This window comes from Pontibacter amylolyticus, assembly GCF_014638845.1.
Taxonomy (GTDB): domain Bacteria; phylum Bacteroidota; class Bacteroidia; order Cytophagales; family Hymenobacteraceae; genus Pontibacter; species Pontibacter amylolyticus.
Genome location: NZ_BMFP01000012.1, coordinates 1 through 3,682 on the forward strand (window position 1 = coordinate 1; position 3,682 = coordinate 3,682).

General features: G+C 56.4%; 2 tRNA genes and 2 rRNA genes. All 4 read right to left on the reverse strand.

The features are described from left to right. Nucleotides 1-67: 67 nt before the first annotated feature. The 4 genes from rrf to IEV97_RS19965 all read right to left on the reverse strand — a co-directional run bounded on the left by rrf (nt 68) and on the right by IEV97_RS19965 (nt 3,633). A 5S ribosomal RNA gene (gene rrf, locus IEV97_RS19950) occupies nt 68-179 on the reverse strand. 132 nt (nt 180-311) lie between these two features. After that, nucleotides 312-3,205, reverse strand: a 23S ribosomal RNA gene (locus tag IEV97_RS19955). Nucleotides 3,206-3,446: 241 nt separating this feature from the next. Continuing rightward, nucleotides 3,447-3,523: transfer RNA gene (locus IEV97_RS19960), tRNA-Ala, on the reverse strand. A gap of 33 nt (nt 3,524-3,556) precedes the next feature. After that, nucleotides 3,557-3,633: transfer RNA gene (locus IEV97_RS19965), tRNA-Ile, on the reverse strand. Nucleotides 3,634-3,682 lie beyond the last annotated feature (49 nt).

Here is a 3,682-nt window from a genome sequence, read left to right on the forward strand (position 1 = left end):
GTTTGGGGCTGCTGTAAACGGCAACAGCCCCTGGCTCTTTTCAGAGTCAGGGGCTGTGCTTTGTTGGGGTTGGCGGCCACCTACTCTCCCGGGTGTGACCCCAGTACCATCGGCGCAGCCGGGCTTAACTTCTCTGTTCGGGATGGGAAGAGGTGCTCACCGGCGCCATAGCCGCCATTGTCGTTGCCCGGTTTCTATGCGGGCGTGATGGCTATGTAAAGTTTTGTTTTGACTAGTTGGGAGAGAAAAAAGCGTGGGCATTGGCAGGGCCAAGGGGCGGGCCGGCTTGGCCGGTCAGTGCGCGGGGCACTTTGAGAACGCGCTCGGGCAATTAGTATGGCTCGGCTTTGGCATTTCTGCCTTTACACCTGCCACCTATCAACGTCATCGTCTCTGACGGCCCTTAAGGGAGATCTCATCTTGGGGCGGGTTTCGCACTTAGATGCTTTCAGCGCTTATCCCGTCCGAGCGTAGCTACCCTGCGCTGCGGCTGGCGCCACAACAGGTCCACCAGAGGCTCGTCCATCCCGGTCCTCTCGTACTAAGGACAGAACCCCTCAAATCTCCGACGCCCACAACAGATAGGGACCGAACTGTCTCACGACGTTCTGAACCCAGCTCGCGTGCCACTTTAATCGGCGAACAGCCGAACCCTTGGGACCTTCTCCAGCCCCAGGACGTGACGAGCCGACATCGAGGTGCCAAACCTCCCCGTCGATATGAGCTCTTGGGGGAGATCAGCCTGTTATCCCCAGAGTACCTTTTATCCTTTGAGCGATGGCCCTTCCATGCGGAACCACCGGATCACTATATCCGCCTTTCGGCCCTGCTCGGCTTGTGGGCCTCACAGTCAAGCCCCCTTCTGCTATTGCGCTCTGCGCACGGTTACCAAGCGTGCTGAGGGAACCTTTGAAAGCCTCCGTTATTGTTTTGGAGGCGACCACCCCAGTCAAACTACCCACCAAGCACGGTCCTCGTCTTTGACGAGTTAGGCGCCAGGCAACTCAAGGGCCGTATTTCAAGGAAGAATCCACGACGCCTGGCGACGCCGCTTCAATTTCTCCGGCCTATCCTACACATGAGTTACCCAGCGTCAATGCTAAGCTATAGTAAAGGTTCATGGGGTCTTTCCGTCCCGTTGCGGGTACTCGGCATCTTCACCGAGACTACAATTTCACCGAGCTCACGGCTGAGACAGCGCCCAGATCGTTACACCATTCGTGCAGGTCGGAACTTACCCGACAAGGAATTTCGCTACCTTAGGACCGTTATAGTTACGGCCGCCGTTTACCGGGGCTTCGATTCAGAGCTTCGCCTTGCGGCTAACCCCCCCTCTTAACCTTCCGGCACCGGGCAGGTGTCAGGCCTTATACGTCATCTCTCGATTTGGCAAAGCCATGTGTTTTTGTTAAACAGTCGCCTGGGCCTTTTCACTGCGGCTTCTCCAATTGCTTGGAGGAAGCGCCCCTTCTCCCGAAGTTACAGGGCCATTTTGCCGAGTTCCTTGGCCGTGATTCACTCGAGCACCTTAGGATTCTCTCCTCGACCACCTGTGTCGGTTTGCGGTACGGGCGGCCATGCATTTAAACGCTTAGCGGGTTTTCTAGGGAGCCTGCTTAGGGACGCTATCCCCGCGGCCGGGGCCTTGGGGTACTATCGGCTTTCAGCTAGTCGGGCGTACTTCACTACCCAACCACTACCTACGGCCTTCAACGCACTATTCCGTCAGTGCGCGGTCCTTTCACTTCTCCGTCACCGCATCGCTATGCATAGCCGGTGCTGGAATATTAACCAGCTGTCCATCGACCTGCGCTTTCGCCTCGGCCTTAGGTCCCGACTAACCCTGATCCGATTAGCGTTGATCAGGAAACCTGGGTCTTTCGGTGTGCGGGTTTCTCGCCCGCATTATCGTTACTTATGCCTACATTTGCTTTTCCGGGCGCTCCAGCGCGCCTTGCCGGCACGCCTTCTCCGCCCCCGGAATGCTCCCCTACCAGTGTAGTAAACTACAATCCGCAGCTTCGGTGCCATGCTTGATGCCCGATTATTATCGATGCCCTGTCGCTCGACCAGTGAGCTGTTACGCACTCTTTAAAGGAATGGCTGCTTCCAAGCCAACCTCCTGGCTGTCTGAGCAACTGGACCCCCTTTGTTCAACTTAGCGTGGACTTTGGGACCTTAGCTGGCGGTCTGGGTTCTTTCCCTCTCGGCGCGGGACCTTAGCACCCCGCGCCTCACTGCCGCGTATATCAAGTGGCATTCGGAGTTCGTCAGGATTCGGTAGGATTTGACTCCCCCTAGTCCTATCGGTAGCTCTACCTCCACATGACTCGACCGCGACGCTGCCCCTAAAGGCATTTCGGGGAGTACGAGCTATTTCTCAGTTTGATTGGCCTTTCACCCCTACCCACAGGTCATCCAAATCCTTTTCAACGGAAACTGGTTCGGACCTCCATTTGGTTTTACCCAAACTTCATCCTGCCCATGGGTAGATCACAAAGTTTCGCGTCTACCCCCTCTGACTGTGCGCCCTGTTCAGACTCGCTTTCGCTGCGGCTCCGCCCCTTGAGAGGCTTAACCTTGCCAGAGAGGAGTAACTCGTAGGCTCATTATGCAAAAGGCACGCCGTCACCCCACGAAGGGGCTCCGACCGCTTGTAGGCGCATGGTTTCAGGATCTGTTTCACCCCCCTATTCGGGGTACTTTTCACCTTTCCCTCACGGTACTGGTTCACTATCGGTCTCTCAGGAGTATTTAGCCTTAGCGGATGGTGCCGCTGGATTCAGGCGGGATTTCTCCGGTCCCGCCCTACTCAGGATACCACTAGGGCCAAGCAGCTTACGCGCACGGGGCTATCACCCTCTCCGGCCAGGCTTCCCAGCCTGTTGCGCTTCAATACTTGGTCCCACGGCGTGGTCCTACAACCCCGCCCCTGCCGTGACAGGGACGGTTTGGGCTCTTCCGCGTTCGCTCGCCACTACTTGCGGAATCATTGTTATTTTCTCTTCCTCCGGGTACTTAGATGTTTCAGTTCCCCGGGTTCGCCCCCTTTCGGGTGACTATTCTTCAAATAGTCGGGTTGCCCCATTCGGATACCTGCGGATCGACCGGTATGTGCCCGTCCCCGCAGCTTTTCGCAGCTTGTCGCGTCCTTCATCGCCTCTGAGAGCCTAGGCATCCCCCATGCGCCCTTCTCTGCGTTCTCGCCGGCGGTCTTGCGACCGCCGGCCCGCTTCTTGGGCTGCACCGGAATAAATTCCAGGCAGTCTTACCTTGTTAATGTCTTTGTTTTTCTCTCTCCCATCATGTCAAAGAACTTCTCTCAAGTTAGAAAGTCGGAAAGTTTGGAAGTTCGAAAGTCTCCTTTCGCCCTCGTTGTCTTCCCACGTCTCTTCTTAAGTTAGAGGCAAAAACCTGCTGTTTCTGCCGTGTTGTCGTGTAAGCGTTGGTGGAGAATAACGGAGTCGAACCGTTGACCTCCTGCGTGCAAAGCAGGCGCTCTAGCCAGCTGAGCTAATCCCCCTCGTGTTGAGAGTCGCCCCTCGTGTTGAGTAAGTGGTGGGCCTGCGTGGACTCGAACCACGGACCTCTACATTATCAGTGTAGCGCTCTAACCACCTGAGCTACAAGCCCCCGTGGACTAAAGCTCCTGGGAACGCCTCTGTATGCCGCACCTTGCTTT